The organism is Coleofasciculus sp. FACHB-1120, assembly GCF_014698845.1.
In the GTDB taxonomy this organism is placed as follows: domain Bacteria; phylum Cyanobacteriota; class Cyanobacteriia; order Cyanobacteriales; family FACHB-T130; genus FACHB-T130.
Genome location: NZ_JACJTV010000015.1, coordinates 76,305 through 98,879, shown reverse-complemented (window position 1 = coordinate 98,879; position 22,575 = coordinate 76,305). Strand labels below are relative to the sequence as shown.

At 47.6% G+C, this 22,575-nt stretch carries 16 protein-coding genes; 8 read left to right on the top strand and 8 right to left on the bottom strand.

Annotated features, from left to right (window positions below):
- The first annotated feature begins 43 nt into the window (after positions 1-43).
- Positions 44-1,708, top strand: coding sequence for a M23 family metallopeptidase (locus tag H6H02_RS15315; RefSeq protein ID WP_242040727.1), 1,665 nt, complete (start codon positions 44-46; stop codon positions 1,706-1,708).
- A 41-nt stretch (positions 1,709-1,749) separates the two neighbouring features.
- Here the strand turns inward: H6H02_RS15315 and H6H02_RS15310 are convergent, their stop codons facing one another.
- Complete coding sequence (locus H6H02_RS15310) at positions 1,750-2,457, bottom strand: riboflavin synthase (protein ID WP_190819198.1); 708 nt, start codon at positions 2,455-2,457, stop codon at positions 1,750-1,752.
- A gap of 392 nt (positions 2,458-2,849) precedes the next feature.
- Here H6H02_RS15310 and H6H02_RS15305 point away from each other — a divergent pair, with 392 nt between their 5' ends.
- The 5 genes from H6H02_RS15305 (at position 2,850) to H6H02_RS15285 (ending at position 12,204) form a co-directional block, all read left to right on the top strand.
- The gene (locus tag H6H02_RS15305) at positions 2,850-3,350 is read left to right on the top strand and encodes a bifunctional nuclease family protein (protein ID WP_190819195.1); all 501 of its coding nucleotides are present in this window, start codon (positions 2,850-2,852) and stop codon (positions 3,348-3,350) included.
- 100 nt (positions 3,351-3,450) lie between these two features.
- Positions 3,451-4,578, top strand: a complete 1,128-nt coding sequence (locus H6H02_RS15300) for an aldo/keto reductase (protein WP_190819193.1) — start codon at positions 3,451-3,453, stop codon at positions 4,576-4,578.
- A gap of 300 nt (positions 4,579-4,878) precedes the next feature.
- A complete protein-coding gene (locus H6H02_RS27195; protein ID WP_190819191.1) occupies positions 4,879-9,111 on the top strand; it encodes a PAS domain S-box protein in 4,233 nt (1,410 codons plus the stop codon).
- A 519-nt stretch (positions 9,112-9,630) separates the two neighbouring features.
- The gene (locus tag H6H02_RS15290; RefSeq protein ID WP_190819189.1) at positions 9,631-11,430 is read left to right on the top strand and encodes a GGDEF domain-containing response regulator; all 1,800 of its coding nucleotides are present in this window, start codon (positions 9,631-9,633) and stop codon (positions 11,428-11,430) included.
- A gap of 99 nt (positions 11,431-11,529) precedes the next feature.
- On the top strand, positions 11,530-12,204 hold the full coding sequence (locus tag H6H02_RS15285; RefSeq protein WP_242040726.1) for a hypothetical protein: 675 nt from the start codon (positions 11,530-11,532) through the stop codon (positions 12,202-12,204).
- On the opposite strand, the gene H6H02_RS15280 is transcribed toward H6H02_RS15285, so the two are convergent.
- Both H6H02_RS15280 and H6H02_RS15275 read right to left on the bottom strand, forming a co-directional pair.
- The gene (locus H6H02_RS15280; RefSeq protein ID WP_190819187.1) at positions 12,152-13,306 is read right to left on the bottom strand and encodes an extracellular solute-binding protein; all 1,155 of its coding nucleotides are present in this window, start codon (positions 13,304-13,306) and stop codon (positions 12,152-12,154) included. The genes H6H02_RS15285 and H6H02_RS15280 overlap by 53 nt on opposite strands.
- Positions 13,307-13,348: 42 nt before the next feature.
- Entirely contained in the window at positions 13,349-13,984 is a 636-nt protein-coding gene (locus tag H6H02_RS15275; protein WP_190819184.1) for a phycobiliprotein lyase, read from the bottom strand.
- 475 nt (positions 13,985-14,459) lie between these two features.
- Between H6H02_RS15275 and H6H02_RS15270 the strand changes: the two genes are divergently transcribed.
- The gene (locus H6H02_RS15270) at positions 14,460-14,837 is read left to right on the top strand and encodes a hypothetical protein (RefSeq protein WP_190819258.1); all 378 of its coding nucleotides are present in this window, start codon (positions 14,460-14,462) and stop codon (positions 14,835-14,837) included.
- A gap of 106 nt (positions 14,838-14,943) precedes the next feature.
- Here H6H02_RS15270 and cobT read toward each other — a convergent pair whose 3' ends face one another.
- The 5 genes from cobT to H6H02_RS15245 all read right to left on the bottom strand — a co-directional run bounded on the left by cobT (position 14,944) and on the right by H6H02_RS15245 (position 18,588).
- Positions 14,944-16,056: a nicotinate mononucleotide-dependent phosphoribosyltransferase CobT gene (gene cobT / locus H6H02_RS15265; protein ID WP_190819182.1), complete on the bottom strand. Its 1,113-nt coding sequence runs from the start codon at positions 16,054-16,056 to the stop codon at positions 14,944-14,946.
- 88 nt (positions 16,057-16,144) lie between these two features.
- The gene (locus tag H6H02_RS15260) at positions 16,145-16,900 is read right to left on the bottom strand and encodes a DUF2232 domain-containing protein (RefSeq protein ID WP_190819180.1); all 756 of its coding nucleotides are present in this window, start codon (positions 16,898-16,900) and stop codon (positions 16,145-16,147) included.
- A gap of 114 nt (positions 16,901-17,014) precedes the next feature.
- Complete coding sequence (locus H6H02_RS15255) at positions 17,015-17,545, bottom strand: universal stress protein (protein ID WP_242040724.1); 531 nt, start codon at positions 17,543-17,545, stop codon at positions 17,015-17,017.
- 55 nt (positions 17,546-17,600) lie between these two features.
- A complete protein-coding gene (locus H6H02_RS15250; RefSeq protein WP_190819178.1) occupies positions 17,601-18,308 on the bottom strand; it encodes a Crp/Fnr family transcriptional regulator in 708 nt (235 codons plus the stop codon).
- Between the two features lie 112 nt (positions 18,309-18,420).
- A complete protein-coding gene (locus tag H6H02_RS15245) occupies positions 18,421-18,588 on the bottom strand; it encodes a hypothetical protein (protein WP_190819176.1) in 168 nt (55 codons plus the stop codon).
- A gap of 253 nt (positions 18,589-18,841) precedes the next feature.
- On the opposite strand from H6H02_RS15245, the gene H6H02_RS15240 reads away from it, so the two are divergent.
- On the top strand, positions 18,842-22,531 hold the full coding sequence (locus H6H02_RS15240; protein ID WP_190819174.1) for a hypothetical protein: 3,690 nt from the start codon (positions 18,842-18,844) through the stop codon (positions 22,529-22,531).
- Positions 22,532-22,575 lie beyond the last annotated feature (44 nt).

Genomic DNA, 22,575 nt, shown 5'->3' with positions numbered 1-22,575 from the left:
AGAATGACTTTATAGAGTGAGTGAGATGAGGAGTGATTCGGAAATGAGCCAGCGAAACCACCCTAGTTGTACTCCGTTTGGTCTGTTTTGCCGCCGTCCCCTGGTGCAGGGACTCAGTTGGATTGGAGGTCTCGGTGTCCTCAGCAGCGGCTTAGTTTGGGCACAAAGCGATCCAAGCATAGACACAGTAGGCGGTGCCACTCAAGAGGCACCGCCTACTGTAAAAATGGAGACGAACTCCCGAAAAGGAATTGAGCCGACGGTTGTTCGTCGCCGTTCAGCTTCAGCACCAGAACCAGAGAAAAATGTTGTACCCCGTCGCTCGACTCCAGCAGCAGAGAACGCTTCATCGGGTGTCCGTCGCCGCCGCTTGGCGCGTCAGCGTGCGTTAGAGGCAACATCTGTCCGCCGCCGTTCACGTTCAGCTCCAGAACCCGCTGTTGTCCGTCGTCGCTCGCTTCCAGTATCAGCACCAGAAACCTCGGTCGCCGTTCCCAGAAAAGCAAAACTTGCTGCTCCCAGGTTGGTGGAGCCAAACACAATTTCTTATGTGAAGCCTCCCAAGCTTAGACCGAGCAAAGCTGAAAAGAGTGGGATGAATTCCCGCGACTACAACAATAGCTATATCGATCCGACTGACTATAATCTTGGTGCCACGGGTAGAGCCAAGGAACCGATTCGTGATTACGATGAACGACCTGCCGTTGTCCTGTCGGAACGGTCAACAGGATGTCAAAGAGTCTTGCAGAGCGGACAGGGTTTGTCTGGCGGAGGCTGTGGTGTTGCACGGATACCCTCTAGGAACACCAACCGTCTGAGGGAAACGGCTAGATTAACCTACCCGACTAGAGGTAGTAGGGAGTACGCAAGTGACACAGACGTACCAGAAGTATTCCGGACTTCTGGGGACGCGAATCGTAGACTCAGCCGCGCTCGTTTGGGGGTAAACCAGCCAGAACGGGAGATCCGTCAGCAAATCTTGATTGCCTCTGCTAATCCTGTGGCAATTGGCTCAAGAAGAGATCGCTCTCAGGGCATTCGCTCAGTTAACCGTCGTCGAGCCAGGTCTTTGGGTTCCTCTACCGCTACTCACTCGACTGCGATCGCTTCTAATAACGTCGGAACCAGCCAAAGCTCTATTCCGTTCAATGTGCCCGAATACAAAGCTCCGATTCCGACCATTTTCCGGGGCTTGGCTAACGGCAATACCAGCTTAATTTTCCCACTGGCGATTCCTGCGCCAATTACCTCGCTTTTCGGTTGGCGGACGCATCCGATTTCTGGTACTCGCCGGTTCCATGCGGGTACTGACTTGGGGGCACCTCTGGGTACACCTGTTTTGGCAGCTTTTGCAGGGAAGGTTGCGATCGCTGACTGGATGGGCGGCTATGGTCAAGCCGTTGTCCTCAAACACAACGGAACCGAAGAAACTCTCTATGCTCACCTGTCGGAAATTTTGGTTCAACCTGGTCAACAGATCGAACAAGGAACCGTGATTGGGCGGGTTGGGAGTACCGGCAATTCCACAGGTCCCCACCTGCACTTTGAAATCCGCCAGCTAACGCAAGAAGGCTGGATAGCAATAGACTCAGATGCCTACTTGGAATATGGTCTGGCGCAAATGATCAAAGCCTTGCAAACAGCCCATTCCGCTCCCGCAGCTCCGTCAACATCATCAGCTCCGTTAGCTCCTCAACCAGGTAGCTAAGAATTAAAAATTAAAAAAGATGAATTTTTAATTTTTGATTGTTAAAGATACCCGTGTTCTACCAAGAAAGCGGGTGTAATTCCATCCATCCCGATCGTAGCGGGTGCATCCTGCCCAGCAGTTCGTGCTGGATAACGCAGAAATTTTTCTACGTACTTGCCCAGAATATCTCCTTCCAAATTCACCAAGCTGCCAGTCTGTAAATAAGGTAGGTTTGTCTCCGCATAAGTATGAGGAATTACCGCCACCTTAAACCAACTGCCATCAGGGTCGCACTCTGCCACCGTTAGACTCACGCCATTGACGGCAATACTGCCTTTGGGGATGATGTACCGAGCAATCTGGCGCTGCCCCGCATCCTCTGCTGCCGGTACCTCAAACCGCATTTCCCAGGAAGTCGCGGTTTGTACCGACTCTTGCAGACAGCCGATTCCGTCTATGTGACCTGTCACGAAATGCCCCCCTAGCTTGCTGCCAACCCGGAGAGAGGTTTCTAAATTCACGTAGGCGGCGGCTTGTTCTCGTTGTCCTAAGGTGGTGCGACTGAGAGTTTCCGGAGAAGCGGTTGCCACAAAGCCTTGAGGCGAAATTTCCTCTACCGTCAGACAAACGCCATCTACCGCCACACTATCGCCGATGGCTAAATCTGCCAGCATCCGCTGACAAGTATCCCCCAGGCAGGAAAGCCCAAAACGGTCTTCTCCGAGAGAATTAATAGTTCCTAGAGCTTGAATTAATCCGGTAAACACTGTTTTTAAGTGAAATTAACTAAATAACGGTCATTGGCAAACACTCATCGGTCATGATTTCAGTGGAAAAACGGAAAAACAACTCGATTTTCGATGTAATTAACCCAATTTCGACCCACTGATAACTGATAGCGAACAACAAGCTGAGGGATGAAGGCAATCGGTCTATATTTTTTAGTAAAATCTCCAGCGAATCGTTCTAAGACTGAGGCATACTGGGAGATACAGCTTTGTTGATCCCAACTTAACCGAGTCTTCATAGCTGGTTGTACCGTCGCTTGGTAAGGTGATTAGAACCGCAAGCGTGTTTGTTAGAACCCACTACCTCCAGTACCAGTTTATAGCTTTGCTTTATCCCCCCCGACGCCTACCGTGTTCTAGAGGCCAAGCTGATGATTGAAATGAAAGTCGCTGGAATTGCATTAGATGCTGTGACGCGCAGTCCGATAGTGTTGCTCAAAGATGCCTCGGAGCGACGAGCCTTGCCAATTTATATTGGACAAGATCAGGCAAAGGCAATTATCAGCGCTTTGGAAAAACAAACCCCTCCCCGTCCCCTAACTCATGACCTCCTGGTTAATATCCTGGACGTTTGGAATATGACCTTAGAGCGGATCATCATTCACTCGCTTCAGGACAATACCTTTTATGCGATCCTGAGTGTCCGGCAGGGTGAGGTAAAAAAGGAGATTGATGCTCGGCCTAGTGATGCGATCGCGATCGCCATCCGCACTGGCAGCCCGATTTGGGTGATGGAAGAAGTCATTGCCGATGCTTCTATCCCCGTTGACCGGGATGCCGATGAGGCAGAACGCCGAGCTTTCCGTGATTTTGTCTCGAGGCTGCGACCGGAAGATTTGATCCAGCGAGGAGGCTCCAGCACGGAATCGTAGCACACCTAAGGTAAAAGTAAAAGGCAAAAGCCAAAAGCAAGAAAATGGACTTTTTACTTGGGCGAGCGCAGCTTTCTCTTGCTCTTTCTTTTTACTTTTTATGCGTTATCGGCGGTTTGGAAAAACGAATTTACCGCTTTCAGTGTTTTCCTGCGGGACGATGCGCTGTCTGGCTTCCTTTGAAGATGCCTACCAGACGGTGCATCAAGCCGTTGCTTTGGGAATTAATCACTTAGAAACTGCGAGGGGTTACGGCAAAAGCGAAGAGTATCTCGGTGCCGCTTTAGCCGCGGGATTGCCCCAGTCGCGAGAACAGCTTTACATCACTACCAAACTTCCCCCAAGCAGTGACGCTGATACGATGCGTCGGTGGATTGATGAGTCGCTATTGAACCTACGGACTGACTTTGTGGATTGTCTGGCGATTCATGGTCTCAACACCTGGGAACATTTAAACTGGGTGCAAGCGGATGGAGGCTGTATGCAGGCGGTACAGGAATCCGTGGCAGATGGCAGAGTTCGACACGTTGGCTTCTCCACCCACGGGTCGCTGGAGGTGATTCTAGCGGCGATTAAAACAGATTTGTTTGAATTCATCAACCTGCATTATTATTACTTCTTCCAGCGCCATGCTCCGGCGGTTGAGTTAGCCAACCAAAAGGATATGGGAATTTTTATTATTTCGCCAGCGGATAAGGGGGGGTTACTCTACACGCCACCGGAAACGCTTCAACATCTGTGCCATCCTTTCTCCCCTCTAGAACTAACTTATCGGTTTCTGTTGAGCGATCGCCGCATTACTACCCTCAGCCTTGGTCCTGCGAACCCCAAGGAGTTAAAGGAATGTTTGGCGGTCGCTGAGTGCGATAAACCCCTGACACCGCAGGAAATTACCGTTTTTGACCGCTTACAAGCTCATTTAGGCGGAATCTCCCCAGATTTATGTAGTCAATGCTACGCTTGTTTGCCTTGCCCAGAAAACATCAATATTCCAGAAATATTGCGTCTGCGTAATTTAGCGGTTGCCTATGACATGACGGACTATGGTCAATACCGCTACCGAATGTTTGAAAATGCCGGTCACTGGTTTCCGGGGATGAAAGGCGATCGCTGCACTGACTGTGGTGACTGTCTACCTCGATGCCCTGAACAGTTGGACATTCCAGCACTTTTGCGAGATTCTCACCAGCGTCTGAATGGGCAACCTAGGCGTCGGCTTTGGGAATAAGCGTCAAGAGATTTTTAGGAAAATCAGAAATTTTTAGTTTAGGGGCAGAGCATTTTCTCTGCCCTTGTCTGATGTTGCTGTCATCGCGCTGACGATGAACAATAGCTATAATTTGTTGAGTTAATTTTTACATCTATCTAAAGATGTGTAGCTGTTAAGATGTTTCGTGATCTAGATTACCGACAAGTTAATTTCGTTAAAATAGCTTGAAAAAAGAATTTTGCCAACGCAGTCGTTAAGGTTAGGTTAAGGCTTGAATTTTGGAAGGTGATGAATATTACATAGAGATATCTGGTAGTCATGAAAAGTCAGCTTGCCTCAACAGAAAATCCAGTTTATAAACTTGTATTTATCTATACTTTACTTAGCAGCATTTCTATTATTTTTGCTGATATAATTTTCAATCTTTTTACAAATAAATTAGCTTTTTCCATCCAGGTAGAGATACTAAAAGATTGGGGGTTTATTCTATCTACTAGCGGTTTGCTGTATGTTCTAATTCGCACTAGCTTACAATTGCAACAATCCGAGCAGAATTACCACCGGCTCTTTGAGAACGCCGCTGAGGGGATTTATCAAGTTACAAACGATGGACGCTATATCAGTGCAAATCCAGCACTGGCACGCATTTATGGTTACAACTCACCGAGTGACCTAATTAGCAATTTTCATTGGCACGCTAGCAACTTGGAGTTGTACCAGTTACTTCAAAAATCTGATGTCGTAACGGGATTTGAATCTCAAGTCAATCGTCCTGACAGCAGTTGCATTTGGACTTCTTCTAATGTCCGTGCTGTGCGCGATCGCAATGGCAAGCTACTTTACTACGAAGGCACCGTTGAAGACATTACCAGTCGTAGGCGAACAGAGCAAGCACTGTTCGACAGTAAGGAACAATATCGCGTTATCTCAGAACTGACCTCTGATGCTTATTGCATCAGAGTTGCCCCTGACGGTCAAATAATAACCGAATGGGTATCAGAAGCCTTTTTGCAAGTTAGCGGTTACACTTTCGCCGAAATTAGCACTCCTGAAGGCTGGCGGCAGCTCATTCATCCGGATGATTGGTTAAAAGTCCAGCAAAACTTGCTTAACCTGGTTTCTGGTCACTCTGGGATTACCGAATACCGGATCGTGACCCGAAGTGGTGAGATTCGATGGTTGCGAGATTCTGCGCGATCGCAGTGGGATGAACCACAACAAAGAGTTATTCGGATTTTGGGAACATTGGAAGATATTACAGAGCGCAAAGCCGCTGAAGCGTTAATCCAGCGAAGTAGTGGCGAGATTAATCAAATCTTCAATATGCTGCCCAGTTTTGTCTGGAAGTTTTGCCCTGCCACCACCCAGTTTATCCATGCCAGTGAGATCCTGACCGAACTTAGTGGCATTTCTACAGAGGCATTTTTTGAGAATTATCAAGTTTGGGATGATCGAGTCGATTTGGGACATGAATCCCAAGAAGCAATTCGGATAGCTTGGGAAGCGATTACTAAAGGCGAACCCTATCAGGTTGTTTATCTTTTTCACACTCTTCATAGAGGCGATCGCTGGTTTGAAATTACAGCTCGACCTGTTATAGAAGACGGTATCCTCTATTACTACGGCAGCACCGCAGATATCAGCGAAAGGCAGCAGCAGACGATGTTATGCAAGCAGGCAGAAACAGCCTTAAGACAAGCAAATGAAGCGTTAGAAATCCGAGTTCAAGAGCGTACTGCTGAGTTAGAAGAAGTTGTCCAAGCACTCCAAGGGGAGATTGCCGAACGCAAGCTTGCCCAAGAAACCCTAAAGCATTATCAATTGCTGTCGGAACACGCTCGTGACATTGTTTTGTTTATTGGTCATCAAGGGCAAATTATCGAAGCGAATCAAGCAGCAATTCAGGCATACGGTTACGAACGCGAAGAGATTTTAACCTTAAACATTCAGGACTTACGAGATCCTCCAACGCAAATAGCGATCGCCCAAGCACTGGAGCAAGCAGAAGATCGGGGCATCTTATTTACCACCACTCACCGCCGCAAAGATGGCAGCACTTTTCCAGTAGAAGTTAGTTGCCAAAGCTGGGTAATTGATAATCAAAGAGTTTTATTAAGTATTATTCGGGATATCAGCGAAAGCCTCCGGCACGCCACGCTACGCAAACTGGCAGAGGAGGCATTGCAAAAAAGCGAGGAACGGTTCCGCAATTTGCTGGAAACCACCAGTGATTGGGTGTGGGAACTGGATGAAAACGCTATTTACACTTACTCAAGTCCCAAAGTGCGCGACATCTTAGGTTACGAACCTGAAGAAGTGTTGGGAAAAACTCCCTTTGACTTCATGCCGCCGGAAGAGGCCTTTCGGATTGCGAACACTTTTGGGCCAATTGCTGCCCAAGCAATTCCATTCTCTTGCCTAGAAAATATCAACATCCCTAAAAACGGTCATCGAGTTGTTCTCGAAACCAGTGGCGTCCCAATTTTTGATGCCTCTGGAAAGTTTCGTGGCTATCGCGGTATCGATCGGGACATTACCGAACGTAAACAAGCTGAAGAGGCGCTGAGGGAAAGCGAAGAGCGATTCCGAACAATTTTTGAAAGAGAAGCGATGGGTGTTGTCCTGACCACCTTAGAGGGGCGGCTGTTGGCGAGTAATCCTAAGTTTCAGGAAATTTTAGGTTACAGCGAACAAGAACTACAAGGGATGCTTTTCACTGAGTTGACGCATCCAGATGATGTGATGACAGACTGGGAACTTTACCAAGCGTTAATTGCTGGAAACCGGGATTCTTACCAATTGGAAAAGCGCTATATCTGCAAAGATGGTCATGTGGCTTGGGGCTATTTGACCGTTTCTTTGATTCGCACTGCCAATGGTGCCCCGCAATTTAGTACTGCTACCATTCAAGACATTACCGAACGCAAGCAGATAGAAGCAGCGCTACGGGAATCGGAAGAGCGCTTCCGCCAACTAGCGGAAAATATTCCGCAAGTTTTCTGGATGACGACTCCCGATGAGAAACAGATGCTCTATATCAGTCCCGCTTACGAGCAAGTATGGGGACAAACTTGCGAAAGCCTTTATCAGCAGCCTGAATCTTGGCTGGATTCGATTTATCCAGAAGATCGGCAGTCGGTGATAGATGGGTTTGAAAAACGCCAGCAAGAAGTGGACGACTACGAATATCGGATTATCCGCCCGGATGGGACGATTCGATGGATACGCGATCGCTCCTTTCCAGTTCGAGACGAGGTAGGGCAAGTCTATCGAATTGCTGGGATTGCAGAAGATATCACCGAGCGCAAGCGAACGGAGGAGGAGGTTCGTTTCCTGCAAACCATGACCCACGCTATTTTTGAGTCTCAAGACTTTCACTCTGCGCTATTCATAGCACTCCAGAAAGTCTGTGAAGCAACTGGCTGGGATTTTGGGGAAGCCTGGATTCCACGTTCCGATGGCAGTGTTCTCGAATGCAGTCCCGCTTGGTATAGCCGTGCCGATAGTCTAGAGGAATTCCGAAAATCTAGCCAAGTGTATACATTTCCCCCAGGTACTGGGTTGCCTGGGCGCGTCTGGGTCTCGAAACAACCAGAGTGGCGACGAGATGTTTCAATTGAGTCCAATCAAGTTTATCTGCGTGGTCAGCAGGCGATGAAAGCTGGACTGAAAGCCGCGCTAGGAATTCCAATTGTGAATCATGATAGTGTCCTAACCGTCCTCGTCTTTTATATGTTTGAATCTCGTGAGGAGGACGAACGACTCATCGAGCTAATTTCCGCTTCAACTGAATTGGGATTATTCATGCAACGCAAGCGGGCAGAAGAAGAAATTCATAGCGCACTGGAAAAAGAAAAGGAACTCCACGAACTCAAATCCCGTTTTGTTTCTATGACTTCCCACGAATTTCGCACCCCATTAGCAACGATTTTATTTTCTGCTGGATTGCTTGAAAATTACGGCTTTAAATGGACAGAAGACAAGAAAAAGATTCATCTGCATCGGATTCAGACTGCTGTTCAACGGATGAACGGGATGCTAGATGAAGTGCTGCTGATTGGCAAAACCGAAGCTGGCAAGACAGAGTTTAATCCTGCCCCGATAGAGCTAGAAACATTCTGCCAAGACCTTGTAGCAGAAATGCAACTGACAGCGGGCGATCGCCATTCCCTGATTTTTACAAGTAAGGGAGCCTGTCCCGCCGCTTCGATCGATGAGAAACTGCTGCGCCACATCCTCAGTAATTTACTTTCAAATGGTATTAAATATACCCCTGGGGGGGGCATTATAAAATGCGAGCTTACCTGCCACAATGGGGAAGCTACCTTCCAGATTAAAGATCAAGGTATTGGCATTCCTCCACAAGATCGCCAACGATTATTTGAAACCTTCCATAGAGCTTCTAATGTTGGCAATATTCCGGGTACGGGCTTAGGATTAGCGATTATTAAAAAGTTCGTAGACTTACACAAAGGTCAAATTACCGTAGAAAGTGAAGTCGGAGTAGGTACAACCTTTACGATTAAGTTACCGTTGAATGAGGATTGTTAAGCTTCAGGGGTTGGTTTTTACCCGTTATTGCAGGGATCTTAATAACGGTATCTTTATATACCAGGCTGGGAAAGAATCTCCCTCTACATTGTTTTCCTGTCTTCGCTGATTTTTTCATTCTAGGTGGCTTGACAGCTACCTAGGTTTAATTAATAAGGTTAGTTATCATAGGCAGGCAAGAACTTCTTATATTTAATTTTGATAAGTATTAGATATAAAATTTTTAAATCTAATAATTTTAATTTTTTGAGAGTAAAATTATAATAAATTAACGTGTAATGCTTATAAAACTTTTCATAAATTATACTGGTAAATTTTGCTTTAAAGGAACAGATAAATAGATTTTTATTTAGTGAAGGGGTACATATTCTAAATCAAAACAGATATTATTACAGATTAACAAAATTCAAATACAAGAAGCAGAATTAACTTTGTAAATTAAACAATTTGCATAATGATGAGGGAAATAAACCGCTTGTTTTTGTAAGATAAACAATAAATTAAAGGAAAATGCGAGAAATGGTAAAAATTCTAGTTATTGAAGATGAAGAAGCAATCCGCGAAAACTTATTAGAACTCTTGGAGGCAGAAGAGTTCGAGGCGGCAGGGGCAGGAAATGGTCTCGCTGGGGTGCAGATGGCAAGGACGATTGGCCCAGATTTAATTATTTGCGATGTCATGATGCCCGATTTGAACGGTTTTGGTGTTTTGACGGCACTGCGTCAAGATCCTGTCACCGCAACAATTCCCTTTATTTTTCTGACTGCCAAAGCTGAAAAAGCTGATTTGCGTCAAGCAATGGAATTAGGGGCAGACGACTTTTTAACCAAGCCTTGTACGCCCGGTGAAATACTCAAAGCGATCGCAGCCCGGCTCGAAAGACAAAGAGCGATTACTCAACCCTATACCTTAGCGCTGAGACAAGCAGCAGAAAGACTCAATCACTTAGTTCATTACGATAGCGTGACAAACCTTCCCAATCGCCTGCTATTGCGAGAACGGTTTAATCAAGTTATCAGCAAGCGGCAAGATGAACACAAAAGCGATGCCAAAAGCCAGGCGAATGAATCGCCCCTCGCCTCTGCCCAGAAGCCATTCAGCGCTCAACCTGTCCCACTGCTGTTTCTGGGAATCGACCGATTTCAACGGATTAGTGACAGTTTGGGAAATCCAGGGAGTGACAGGTTAATCCAACAAATTGTCGAACGAATCACCTCCTGTCTCAGCCGACAGGACACGATTGCGCGATTGAATTTAGATCAATTTGCAATTATTCTGGCAACCTTAAGTCAAAGACAAACGGTTGCCAGTGTCGCCCAAGCTATTTTGTCATCGTTGAATGAACCCTTCTCCCTAGAAGGCGGTCAAATTTTCCTCACTGCCAGCATTGGCATTACCTTCTATCCCAACGACGGGCAAGATTTAGACATCCTGATGAAGATGACAGCGGCGGCGATGTCCTACACCCAAAAGCTGGGAGGAAATCACTATCAGTTTTATGCGACGGATATTAAGACTGATTACGGCGAAGCACTGGTATTAGAGGCGAGTTTGCGTCGTGCCTTAGAACAAAGTGAATTTCAAGTGTACTATCAGCCCCAAGTAAATCTTCAAACCGGAGAAATTAGCGGTGCAGAAGCCTTGGTGCGTTGGCAGCACCCGACGCGGGGACTGGTTTCACCCGCTGAATTTATTCCTCTGGCAGAAGAAACGGGTTTAATTGTCCCGTTGGGTGAATGGGTGTTGCAAACTGCCAGTGCCCAAACGCAAAAATGGCGAGAAGCTGGATTTACATCGTTTCGGGTGTCAGTGAATCTGTCGGGGCGTCAATTTAGCCAAGCTGATTTAAGCCAGCGAATTGTCCAAGTATTGGAAACTACAGGTTTGAACCCAGATGCTTTGGAATTAGAGCTGACTGAAAGTATCCTCGTGCAAAATGCTTCGATGGCGATCGCTACTTTAAATGAATTGAAACAGTTGGGGATTCATATTGCAATTGATGATTTTGGCACTGGCTATGCTTCCTTAAGCTATCTCAAACAATTTCCCTTTGACACTTTGAAAATTGACCGATGCTTTGTTCAGGATGTTACGAGCGATACCCAAAACCGAGCGATTATGACCGCCGTGATTCAACTCGCTCACAATCTCAATCTGAAAGTTACGGCTGAGGGGGTAGAAACTCGCGCTGAATTGGCTTTCTTAAGCCAGCAGCATTGCGATGCCATGCAAGGCTATCTGTTTAGCCGTCCCGTACCCGCAGCAGAATTGGAAACATTGTTGATTGCAGGTAAACGGTTGCCAATGCAAGTTGTATGAAGTAATCTACGTTTATTCATAAACCATTGACTGAATCAATTGCCGGAACCATTAGCAATTCTTACCAGACAATAACTGCATGAATTAGCGTGAGTAAAAATGGAACCTCTACAGGAACCAAGCAAATCTGGAGCGAAACTTAAACAATTTAGGCAGATGTATCTGGCAGATAACAAAGCTGCTAAATGTCAGATCCACCAAACAGGGAAAAAGATTGCTTCTTCCTTCCTGCTATCCGCTTTGACAATTCTTGCATCGGGTCTTGTCCCTTTGTTAACGCAGGCACAAACACCACCCACACTGCTGCCTTCTGCCGAACCCTTAGACTTAAAACTACTTGATCCAGAGTCTCGCCCACCGAGAAGTCAAGTCATTAGAGCCGATAGTATGTCTCAAGCTAAACCGACGGTTCCCAGCCTTTGGTGGGCTGAGGAACAGTTTGGCGGCAAATTATTAGAAAACTGGCTAGCGTACCCGGATCGCCAGCGGGTGGATTTGGTGGTAAACCGACAACTCTGGAGCCTTCTGAACTATATAGGACGCTATAGCTTTGTCAACAGCTTTGGGACGGTTGCGAGAGATTATGGCTATAACACCAGGGTGTTTATTGCCAATCAACCACAAGAACCGCTAGCAACCTACACTTGTAATTTCACTACCAGTCCATCTGTCTGCGATCTGGATATTGTCTCCTCTGGTCAAGATAGTCTGCGAGTTCGTTCTAAACCGTTGGGCGGATCTGCTGCCACAGGGAACGATACGCAAGCGCCGTAGATTCGGGAAGCGGAAACAGAAATTCGCTCTTATCCAGTACCTGAGCATCTGGTAGCAAGACGGAGTTTGTTTTTAAAAATTCAGGTAACTCTGCTGGCTTCATGTCAACAACAATCGGTGAGGCGGCACGGCTGAACAGAGAAATTTCTGTAGCCGGTTTGGATTCCCAACAAAAATTAATCCAATCTTGCAACAGAGGATTCGCAGCAGCACCAGCAGGTTGCACCCATAAGTCTGACCACAAGGCGGTTCCAGACGAAGGAACCACCGCCGCAATGTTGCGATCGCGCTTAATCACCGACAATACATCCGTTGACCAACCCACCGCCAGCCAAGTGTCCCCTATCAATAGTGGTTGCAGATAGGTATCGGAACTGTAAAATTTCGCCTGCTGGTGCAACTTTTGCAGGGTATTTTCCAACTCTGGAACTCTATCGATCCGTTCCGTGTTGTAAGAATAACCCAACCGTTTTAAGGTTAGACCAATCACTTCTCGCGGTTGATCTAAAAGAGAAATGCGATCGCGCAGTTCTTCTCGCCACAAATCTTGCCAATCCGTCGGTGTCCATCCCAAGGATTTGAATTTGTCGCGGCGATAGATAATTACCGTGCTTCCCCAGCGATAGGGCGCACCCCAAATTTGTCCAGCAGGGTCAAATTGACCTTGAGTATTGCGTTTCACCAGTTCTTGCCATCGGCTCGGCAACTGATTCCACCCTCCCTCCTGTGTAAGTTTGAGGGGTTGAATGAGTTTCTGCTCAATTGCCTGTGCTAACCAGAAATCCCCCAAAGTCACCAGATCGGCAATGACGGGTTTTTTGGGTGTAATCAGGGGTAAGTTGCGACCCCACCCCTGGTTCGCTTTACCGGGATTCTGCCAAGTTTCTAGACTCGCAAATAAATCTTTTAACTGTGTTGCTGGCGTAAAATCTAGAGTCGCCGATTGCTTGAGGCTCCGGCGAAATGTAGTTAATAGCTGAGCGGGAATGGAATTTTTTAGAAGTCTAACTCTTAGTGTGGGGTTTTGGGAACTTCCACACCCTGCAAGCATCTGACTCAAGGTCAGCGTTCCAGCACCCAGCAGAAAAGACCGTCTCTTCATAGTTGTAGCAACTAGCAATCCTTCTGATTAGCAATTCGCTATTCATAGCGCTTGTCGGCGCTCGACACCAAAGCCGACCAAATCGATTACCGTTGGTTGTTCTCCGGGTTCGGGTCGTTGGTAAGTAATAATCGTTCTGAGTCGGGTATCGGGCGCTACAATCCTCATTTGATCGACTGCAACAGAACGTCGATAGTAGGTGATCATTTCCAGGGTTTGGCGAGTCGGCTGATAGGTAAAGCGTCCTGCGATCGCTCCCGCTTCTGAGTATCCCTCATCCCGCAGATAAAAACCTTTAATCGCTTCCCCATCTACAACTTCCGCCACGGTGGGTGGAGGGGGGATTTCGGCGGGCGATTCCCCCGGCACCACGTAGGCATCCGGCACAAATAAAGCCTTCAAACTCATCGATACTCGTTCGCCCGTTTCCGAGACGGTATCAAAGGCGATCGCAAACCCAGGACAGGCATTTTCTTCTTCCATTGCTTGGGCAAGATTTACCTTTATGCCATTTAATGAAGAAGATGACAAAATTTGCTGCTTTTGTTCCAGTGTCAGGGCTTTTACCGAATATTCCGTATGAGACCGTTCAATCTGACCGCTGAGGACAGAATGATACATTCTTTCTGTTGTCCATACCCCTGTGCAAGCGGTAAAAAACTCTCTGATGCTGAGCATTTTTTTCAAAAAAGCAAAATTTAACGCAAGTGAAAGGTAATTGGCTTGCTTGATTAACTTAACATACGCCCGTGTTCTTGGGTACTGATAAAGGTTCTAGCCATTGCTACCGTTTTTTAACTGCGATCGCCGTTGCCATCTTCTTTTTCTACTGAGTAAGTAGATTTTCCGTTCCTCCTTTTGACAGAGGAACTTCTCATTGATGAAAATCAAAATAGGCTGAATATAGGGCTAGATCGCGGAAATTCTCAATAAATCTTCAGAATCCATAATTTAAAATTCCTACATCACAAATCCTGCCAGAAAAACTGCTATTCGTGTCTATGCAGCCCTGACATAAAAAGACTTTATCGATCCCAACTCCAGCTTCATAAATTCAGTTTGCTCAATCGTTAAATAATTTGTAAATAAACCCGAATTTTAAAGGTTTTTTTATAATATGAAGGAAACCAAGTTAACGCCTAGTGGGAATTGCATGGATTCACTTCAAAAGCAAGTCATCACTTTAAATCATAAAGTTGATGTCCTTTACGAAATGATTGACCAGTTGAGTGAAAAAGTCTCTGAAGCTTTATCTAAAAGCAAAGCAGCGCCTATCCAAGGAGGTACTCCCCCGCCCTTAGGGATGAGTAATAGCCGCTATGCCTATAAAAGTTACAGTAATCAATCTCCAGTAATGGAGCACAAAGATGTCTTAGTTGATACAAACTGTGTAGATAGTAACTCTCATAGCAGTGAGAAAGATTTGTCTCCGACAATTCAAATCCAACGGCTAACGGCACAGCTCACCGCCGCCTATAATCGCATTGCTGCTTTAGAAGAACAGTTACTCTCTCAGAGAATCCACTCTTAAACATTCGGCAGGCGGGATAAAGCTAGAAAGAATGAAGGCTTGCAGATAGAGAGAAAGAATAAAGACGGACTTGATACTTTATACTTCACACTTCATATTTCAGACTTCAACAACGCTCGATTAACATTTCAATGGCCTGGAGTAATTGCTCCTGCTGCCAACCCTGAGTTAAATGAGCCGCGATCGCACATCCGCCCGCACCCATGCCTTCTTTAACATATCCCTGCTCATAAGCCCGCAGTTGAGGATAACGAGAGGGTGCAAAACTTAGCCCAGTTCCCAGTAGAGGGACTGGGCTAATTGTTTTTGCTAAGCCGACCGTATCGCCAGTCGGATCTTCTGCCACCCAGCGAGTCGTTCCCACCACAACTTGTTCGGGTTCCCAGGATAGGGAATATTGACGCCCCAGCGCTTGCATCAAGGCATAGACAGCCAGCATTTGCGTTCCACCAGCCAGCATGACGCCGCAAGTGCGACTCGCAGCGATCGCCATCCCCGCTACTGCAATTTGCATCGGATCGCCAATTGCCGCAACCAGATGTAAAGGGTCTTGTGTATGAACGTTACTCTTGTGCCCCTGAGCCTCTCTGCTCCTCAGGGCTTGCAGCCCAGCTTCCACCACAGCCCACTTTTGCGCGTGATTGCAGCTAGGATGGCTGCTGTTGACCTTACCGGCAGCAGGGACACCTAAGCCCGTTAAAATCGCTAAAGCCGTTGTGGTTCCCCCCACCACGCACTCGCCCAGAATTAAATATCCATCAGGGAGACTTGCGGCGAGTTTTTCCCCCCAAATCAATCCTTGTTCCCACAGATGTTTCACAGTCGCGACAGGTAAAGCATTTCCGCCGCTGAGACATTGAGCAGGGGCACCTCCCAAATCAATCACTGGGACAGTTGGCGGCTGGGGCAATCCGGCATTGAACAGATAAACGGGAATACCAAGTGCTTCAACCACCGCGCGGGAAATTAGCACTGGAGAGGCACCCGCTTGCAGAGGAGGCAGGGGATATTGGGGCTGAGGCTGAGGACCTTTATACAAAAATTCCGCATCTGCGATCGCTGTATATCGTCGATCCTCTGGCGTTGCTCCAGCCGCTGAAATACCGGGGATCAGCCCGGTGGCGGTAAAGCCTAAAACACAAGCAAACACCGATGAGCGTCCCCGATATCGCTGGAGCCATCGATGTCCCTGTTCTATCTGAGTGTAGACATGAATCATCGAGTTTTGGATTGAGGGTTGAGTCGTGGCGAGGCGCAAAGCAACTGGAAAAAGGCGAAATCAACCTTCAACCTTTAACCTTTAACCCTTATTCTTCATAATCCAGCAGGACTTGTACCCAATGAGGGGGGCGGGGAATCGGGTTGCCCAAACGATCGAGTAGCAGCAAAGCTACCAGATGCACGACAAACAGATAGATAACATTATTAAGAACGATCATGCCGAATGCGATCGCCTGAATCAAAGATAGACTAGGCTCTTGCAGTAGGCCTATCTTGACAAATGCCCACTCTGCCAATCCCGTCACCTGGCTAGTCATGTAAACCCAGAGGTCTTCCCCCAGTAAAATCGACAGCAGCCAAAACCGAAAAAAGAATCCAAACGTACCAATAATTGTCCCCGTCCCAATCGAGAACAGCCAGCTGCTCCTGCGCCGCCACAAAGCCCCCAGTTGGACACCCATGAGACCGTAGGGGATCAGAAACAGAATGCTGCGAGTTGGCCCCATCAGGACGGACAACAGCAACCCAGAAACCAACGCTGCCATCCAAGCCGCCCGGTATCCCCACCGCAGGTAAACGAGGGCAATCGGGATTGGGAAAAACATCCGCAGCAGCGGTCCCATTGGAAAATAATAATTAATCAGCCAAATCAGGCTACAGGTACTCGCTAGAAACGCAGTTTCCACCATGATCAGGGGCGCAACTGCCTTCACCTGGGGTTCGGAATAATTGTCGCCTTGGGCACTGGTTGCCGGGGGCATTTCGCTTAGATCCGCCTTCTCTTCGATTTTCTGAGAATTACCCAGACCGGAAGCTTGACTGTCTTCAAAAGGATCTCTCATGCAGATTAAAAAACAAAGCCAGATCCTAAATTTAACCTCTATTCCACTTTTGAGCCGAACGTCAGCAGCTTCAGGAGAAAATCGGAAGACCCATTACCAATTCCCAGTATCCCTTTATCCATCCGCTATTTCTTCCGTTGCCAGTAACTCAGGATGCTCCGTATCCATGCCCTGAATTACCAACACAGAACAAGGAGCATGGTGCAGTACATAGTTACTCGCACTCCCTAGTAACGCTTCTGTCAATCCCTTGTGCCCCCGGCGTCCCATCACAATCAAATCGGCACCCCAATTCTCAGCCGCTTGACAGAGCATTTGCCCAGCCTCGCCCACTTTATAATCAAACTCCGTCGGCACTTTCTGACTGGTGGATTTTTCGCAGTAACTTCGTAGCAAATCTTGCACCTCCTGGATTCGCCTTTCCATGAGTAGGTGGTGATTTTCATAGGTTGTCACCATTGGGGGATAAAAACCCATCTCACCAGAGAGGCGTGGCGTTATTTCACCCAGTATCTCGCTATTGAGGCAATGCAGCAGCATCATTGCCCCGCGATTCGCCTGCGCCAATTCCAGCGCTTGAGCGAAGACAGCTTGACATCCAGAAGAGTCGTCGATAGCAACCAATATTTTCTGAAAACCCATCATTAGGCACCCAGATAAATTGCAGTTGGGCACTCAAGGTGCCACTGCTGTACATTAACTAGACGATTAGCCGTTCCAAAGCCGCCAAATCGGGAATGCACAGGATCTCGTGGTCGCGCATAATCAGCGCCTTTTTTTCCAGCTTTGTTAACACCCGCGTCACCGTTTCTCTCGCCAGACCGCTCAGGCTACTTAACTCACGATGAGGTAAATTCGGAATCATCGTTCCTTTTTGGGCAGTTTTTCCCTGTCCTTCTGCCAAAAATAATAACGTGTCGGCAACACGGGACATACTATCTGATTCTCGCAATCGGAGACGACGGTTGACTTGACGCAGGCGTTTTGCCATCAGCTGAGCCAAGCGAACGCCTGCGAGTGGTTCGTTATGAATTAACTGAACAAAATCTTGAGCAGGCATACTGCCAATCGTCGTAGGAGTTAGCGTTATCACATCGGTTGAACGAGGGACTTCATCCAACGCTGCCATTTCGCCAAAAAGTTCTCCTTTCCCAAGAATATTCAGCGTTACTTCTTTACCATCGAGGTTGTAGGTGCGAATTTTCGCCCAACCCTCCAAAATAAAGTAGACAGAGCCGCCCCAGTCATTTTCCAGCAAAATCACCTGATTTGCCGGATGGGTACGAGTGACGACATGAGAAATGGCTTTCTCCACAACGGCATCGGGTAAGCCGGTAAATAAAGGTGTGGAGCGAATCAACGCATTCATGTTAGAGTTCGGTTCGCGGGGGGTGTATCGGTCTTCCATTGGGCCAACACAAATGAAAAAGCTAAGAACTGATAAAGAGTGGCCCACTGGAGTGGGGCTGGCTGGTAGCGTTTGAATCAAGAGCAACCGTTAAGCTGGAAACTTTTAGCAATCAGGTCGGCATCACCAGAATAGGGTGTTCGTTTACACTCTCGAAGATAATTAGGCTGAACAGGAGGCTCTTGGCAGTGTACCAACCAAAGCTGGAAGGCACCCATTGGCGAGTGACCCTATCTTTATTATCCTCATAGAGGAAACCCGCGACTCGCTGCTGGCGCATCTAGCAAAACTCACATCTTAATCCAAAACGCTTTGATTTTGGGCGATCGCTTTCTTTGTCCCCTTTTGGTGACAAAATGCTACAGCCCAGAAATCTATCTACATTTAGAATTACCAGTCTTGAAATAATTCACCCGGTAGATGTAACACCCTGTTTAATATAAGTTGTTCTTGTTGGGCAGTCTAACATTATAGGCAGTGGCAGTATAGTAACTTCTCATAACTGTGCAATCGTTCTAGCCAGGGATTCCATTGTGACTCACGAGACGGATGCGATTTCTACACTAATCGCCGACATCGACAGCATCCTCCACAAGGCCAACTCCCGTCGGCCTTGGCTCAGGTCAGTTGATGTCCAAGAGCAGCGTCGGCTTCTGGAGCAGGTTCGTACCTATTTAGTCTCACGGCAACAATCAGGTGCTGGAGATGAAGCTCGGCATCAGGAAAATTACCAACCGCAGGCAACAGCACGACAGATTGTGCAAGCGGTTGAACAAGATATGGAAGCTGTGCGAACCAGCTTGATGCACTCCTTGCAGCGCGATCTGGAGAATCTTCGCCAACAGCGGGAGTCTCTGGTTCTAGAGATTCGGCAGATGGAGAGTTATCGGCTGCACCATCGAACCCTTGCCCAGCAACAAGCGGCACAGCAGCAACTGATTTCCGAATTCTTGCAGGTACTTTCTAGCCGTTTGCAGGAAAGCCTCACGCAACAGATGGCTCAAACCCTGAAAAATCTAGAAACTCAGTTTTTGAGTGCTGAGATACTCCCTTCAGAAAGTCAGAAACAACTCTATAATTCCTCGCCTAGCTATTCAGACGCGATATCCAGCAATTCTTTGCCTTTACATCCGCGAGAGCGTCTGGAACAACTGCAAACTTTACAGGCAAAATCCGATCAACTGCTAGCAACGCTGGATTCAACCATTCGTACAGTCTTCGAGGCACTACAACGCAATCTTTTTAGCTATCAAGAATCTTTGGCCCAAGGACTTGATAAAATGCACAACTTGGGGCACCAGAGCGAGGTGATGTTTACAGATTTGGTGAATCAGCTCACCGAGCAGTTACAACAAGAAGCCTCAGCAATTTTGCAATCATCGCGGCAGATTTCACAAGGAGATGCCAGCAGCGCGAGTACGGCTGCAACAACGCCAGGAAGAGGCAATCCGCAACTTTCCTATCCCCAGCGAGAACCCCGAACTCCTCTGGATCAACCCCCCTCAGCACCCTCTAATCGCAACGAACTCAACTTGGCGAATGATGTTCCTGTCTCCAGAGAACCATTGCCTTATCCGGGTGTTGAATTGCCCCTCCGCTCGGTGGAACAGGTACAGCCGCAAAGTCCCCCGTTCAATCTACCAGGAGACAGCTTAGGGGAGTCGGTTCAAGGGCAACTCTCTCAACGGGACAATTTCTTCGGGACAATATTGCCTAGCACTTCATCGAACCCAGGTGCTGGTTCCGGGAGTAGCGCTCTAGAAGACTTTAACCTGGAGAACCTGGGCAATCTGGATGTGGCATCGCTTGATGACGATGATATGAAAACTATCTTCCAGACGGAGCCTATCCTTCCAGACACTCCCGAAAGGAAGCGCGACGAAATCGACGATTTTTTTGAAAGCTTGTTTGGGACACCGCCGCTCCCACAGAGTTCCGAACCACCAGAGCAAAGTGCTGAGAAACCGGGGGCTGCTCCTGCTGGAGATACCCAAGTTCAGGCGGAAAGTAAAGAGCCAATTATCCCTCAAGACTCAGCAGGGGAAAGAAAACCCCGTTCCTATGGTAGTCAGGACTCTTTAGAGGATGCCCTGTTTGCAGGCTTGGGAGACCCCGCTGAAGATGCCGCGATCGCGCAACCATCTGCTAGAGGAGAGGAAGTCGAGGAGTCTTGGGAAGATGTTTTATTTCCAGAAGATTGGGATATTACTGTTGTCCAAGCTGGGAATTGGGCAAGCGATCCGACAATTGCCAGAGACGATCAAAATGTCGAAACGAATGAAGCCTTCATTACGGAAACCGTGGAAGAAGGGGATCTGGTCATTTCGGCACTAACTGATCTATTGCAAGAGGATCTGTTGCAGGAGCCGGAAATACTAGCAGAGGAATCTCCCTTAGCAATCGCTACACTTCCTAGTCTGGAGGAAATCACTCAAATCCAGAATACTCAGATCCAGAATACTCAGATCCAGGACATTCAAACCCAGGACACGGAGCAACCTGCGACCGAGGAATCTGCCAGTCTGGACGAAGATATCTACATTCCAGCTTCTCCAGACGAGAATCTGCTGGCGATGGATACTTTCTCAGTTGACCAAGACGAATTTTTTTGGCTGGATCGAGATACACTGCAACTGCTGAGTGAAGACCTGTCTAGCTTTGAGGCACCGCAGGGGGGCGTGTTCCCGCAATCAAGGGAGCAGGAAAACCATGTAGAAGCATTTAATAATAACGGTACAGAAAACCAGACTCAAGCTGACTGGTTCGCAGAGGGGGAAGAGCTTTTTGGGACGGAGATAGAAGGGGAGAGGGTTGACGCTGTTGAAACACAAGCGGAACAAGCGTCAGAAACAACCCAGAGGACGAGACACCCACAAGTTGAAATTCAATTTTTCCAGGAAGCGCCAGTGACAGAACTGGATGAGTTGTTGATGGAAGATTGGGACGATCTCGCCTTAGATAGCTTTGTGGAGGAGGATTTGCTTCCCCAGACAGATGAGGAGTCGGAACGATTGCCGTCTGAGGAATTCAGCCTAGCAGAAACCGAAACCGCGATCGCTCACCAGCCACAAACCTCGAACCATCAGGAGCCGGATACAGCGAACACGGCAGCAGTATCCGATGAAAGACCAGATTGGAATTTGGCTTCTTTGTTTCCTGTAGAACCCTTAGATCCACCTCCAGACAAAGCGATCGCTTTCCTTCCCCCCGCGAACCCTGATGAAGCGTCGGAAGTATCGCTCTCGCTAGGTTCGATAACAGAAGCAGAATTAGGAACACCGGAGGAGCCAGAATATATAGAAGAATATATAGGCGACTCGCAGCAACAGACGTTAGGAATCACTTCAACCGAGACACTAGAAGAGACGCCAGAAACCATCGATTTTGATGAATCGTTGGGATTGTTCCCCGAAGTAGAACTCAATCTAGAGATACCGACAGAAACGGCGGCGCTGGAGCAAGAATACGTTGCTGACTGGGAGTGGGAAGAGCCAGCCAATCCGCGAAGGGAGGCACCCGCCGCCATCGATTTTGATGAATCGTTGGCATTCTTCCCTGAAGAAGAACTCAATCTAGAGCTACCCACTGAAACAGAAACAGAAACAGCGGCGCTGGAGCAAGAATACGTTGCTGACTGGGAGTGGGAAGAGTCAGCCACTCCCTCAAGAGAGGCACCAGCCGCCATCGATTTTGATGAATCGTTGGCATTGTTTACTGAAGAAGAACTCAATCTAGAGCTACCCACTGAAACAGAAACAGAAACGGCGGCGCTAGAGCCAGAATACATCGCTGACTCGCAAGAACAACAGACGCCAGAAATTACTGACGGGGAGACAACCGTATCGATTGAGTTCGATGAATCGTGGGAATTATTTGCCGATGAGGAACAGAGTCTAGAATTCCCCAGAGAAAGGGCGATCGCTGCCGACATTGATGCGCTAACAGCGTTGCAGGAAGAAGACTTAGGCGACTGGGAATTTGAGGAAATGCCAGAAAATTCTCAAGTGGAAATAACACAGCTAGGGGAAGCGGATTGGGAGGAAGAATTATTGCGCTTGGAAGAACTCATCACTCCACCAGATGACGCGATCGCTCAGTTCCCCAACAATTCGTCTGTCGAACCGCAGGAAGAAGCCGTTTCCGAGCCGATGCTGCCTCAAACTGACGATTCCGATCTGGATCTATTCTCAGAGTCATCCAACCCGGAAAAAAAAACTCCGTAGGGATACCCAATCAGGGAATTACCCTTGAATCTCCATTTGTTTTA